The sequence below is a fragment of the Microbacterium sp. 5K110 genome (genome assembly GCF_005774735.1).
In the GTDB taxonomy this organism is placed as follows: Bacteria; Actinomycetota; Actinomycetes; order Actinomycetales; family Microbacteriaceae; genus Microbacterium.
Genome location: NZ_VBUM01000158.1, coordinates 1 through 2,078, shown reverse-complemented (window position 1 = coordinate 2,078; position 2,078 = coordinate 1). Strand labels below are relative to the sequence as shown.

The following is a 2,078-nucleotide window of genomic DNA, read 5'->3' as shown; positions in this document are numbered from 1 at the left end:
CGGCCGGGCGGGGCGGGCACGCCGCGCGATCGGCGGCACTGCGCGCCCTGCTGCGCGGTCCGGGCGGGGCGGTGTTCGCCCGCGCGTATGCGATGCGGTTCGACCGGGCGGCGCGGTAGGCGTCGAGTTGTGCGTTGGGGTGGTCTCGGCATCCGGCCGCCCACGGTTTGTAGAGTGAGGCGATGCGTGGACGACGGATGGTGCTCCCGATCGCTGTTCTCGTGCTCGCGGGCGCACTGAGCTCCTGCGGTGTGGTGCGTCCCGCCGAGGTCGATCGCGTCGATGAGATCACGGTCACCGGAGGCACATGTCGTGTCGAGTGGTGGCTCGCGGGGGTGACGGACGGAGCGACCGACGAGGCATGGGGTGTCGCCCGAGCCGCCCTCGCGCAGTCGACTGTCGACAGCGAGGAAGCCCACGAGTGGTACCGGACCCTCACCGAGCTGGACGACACGCAATGGCCCTCCGCCGCCGTGCTCGAGGGCGCGGTGCATCGCGAAGTCGTCCGCGCGGACGTTCGGGAAGCCCTCGCGGACGCGGGCTTCCCCGATCATGAACGGGTCATCGAGACGTACTCGTCACTGCACTGCTCGGCCTGACCTGGGCAACCGGGTGCGGGGCCTCGCCCGGCTCCGAACGCGCATCTACGGTCGAGCCATGATGCTCCGCGCTTACCGTCGCTCTCTGTGGCTCCCCGTTCCGCTGGGGGCGGCGCTGGGCACGGTGACGAGATTCGCGTTCTCGGTGACGGGAAACCCGGACTATCTGGCGACCCAGGGCAGTGGCGGGCGCCCTCCTTTGCGCTTCTCGGTGCGGTCGTCGGTGTGGGCACCGCAGTGCTGGCGCAGGTCGGCGGCATCGTCGCCTTCCGTCTTCTCCCCGACGCAGACCAAGCCGTCGAGCGGGCGAGAACCGGCGCCGCCCTCGCGGTCGTGGGGAGTTGGCTCGCTCTCGGGATCGTTGCCGCGCCCTACCTCGGCGTCGGCTTCGTCACGGTGGGCGCGTCGATCGGCATCGTCCTGGGCTTCGTCGCTTCTCTCCTCGCGACGCTCCTCCTGCGAGCCGACGAGCGACACGCCGACATCGGGCCAGCCTGAGGCGCGCGCTCAGGTCGCGACGAGCTGGGCGGCCAAGAGCAGCGCCGCGAGCATGGTGAGCTGGAACACCGCACGACCGGGCGGACGCGAGAGGGCGAGCGCCATCGTGGCGACCGCGACGAGCACGACCGCAGCGAAGAACAGGGTGCCGACCAGGCCGCCGCCGGAACCGACGAGCACCGCCACCGCCCCGACGACGATCCCCGCCGCGGCGAGCACGACCGACGCACGCGCGCCCAGCCGGTGCGGCAGTCCGCGCACGCCGGTGGCCCGGTCGTCGTCGAGGTCGCGGACGACGTTGGTGAGGTGCACGGCGGCGCCGAGGGCCGCACCCGCGAGCGACGCCCAGACGGGCGCGAAGGCGGGATCGGGCAGCGACAGCGTCGCGAACGAGGGGAAGAGCCCGAAGCTCAGCAGGAACGGCACGATCGAGACGGGCGTCGATTTCAGCCCGGCGTTGTACGCCCATGCCGAGGCCAGGGCCACCGCATGGGCGGCGACGAGCCCGGGCCCCAGTGGCGCCGAGAGCGCGACGGCGACGACCACGGATGCCACGGCCACCGCCAGTGCCCGCTGCGGGGTGAGCGCTCCCCCGGCGACGGGCTTGTCGGTGCGTCCGACGGCGATGTCACGGGCCGCGTCGATCGCGTCGTTGGACAGTCCCACCGAGACCTGCCCCGCGAACACCGACACCACCAGCAGTACCAGGCGCCACGGCTCGAGCCCCGTGGCGATGCCGAGGGCGAGCGACAGTGCGGTGACGACGAGCGTGGGGCCGGGGTGGGTCGCGCCCCACAGCGCCCCGATGAGGGGCGGCTTCGCGGGGGCTTCAGGCACGTGACGACGGTACCGCGTCGCGCCGCGCCACGGCCGGAGACGCCGCAGCTCGGCCGTGCGTGGTCTCCGCACAACGGCGGCAACGGGTGAGCCACCCCGCCGAAAGGAATCCGCATCAGAACGGGGCATCGTCGAGCCCTTGTC

The 2,078-nt window shown here is 72.7% G+C and carries 3 protein-coding genes; 2 read left to right on the top strand and 1 reads right to left on the bottom strand.

Going from position 1 to position 2,078, the window contains the following annotated elements:
* Nucleotides 1-182: 182 nt before the first annotated feature.
* Both FE256_RS17825 and FE256_RS17820 read left to right on the top strand, forming a co-directional pair.
* Nucleotides 183-599, top strand: a complete 417-nt coding sequence (locus FE256_RS17825; protein ID WP_138178317.1) for a hypothetical protein — start codon at nucleotides 183-185, stop codon at nucleotides 597-599.
* A gap of 225 nt (nucleotides 600-824) precedes the next feature.
* On the top strand, nucleotides 825-1,097 hold the full coding sequence (locus FE256_RS17820; protein ID WP_138178315.1) for a hypothetical protein: 273 nt from the start codon (nucleotides 825-827) through the stop codon (nucleotides 1,095-1,097).
* Between the two features lie 9 nt (nucleotides 1,098-1,106).
* Here the strand turns inward: FE256_RS17820 and FE256_RS17815 are convergent, their stop codons facing one another.
* Nucleotides 1,107-1,934: a UbiA family prenyltransferase gene (locus FE256_RS17815; protein WP_252371088.1), complete on the bottom strand. Its 828-nt coding sequence runs from the start codon at nucleotides 1,932-1,934 to the stop codon at nucleotides 1,107-1,109.
* Between the last annotated feature and the right edge of the window lie 144 nt (nucleotides 1,935-2,078).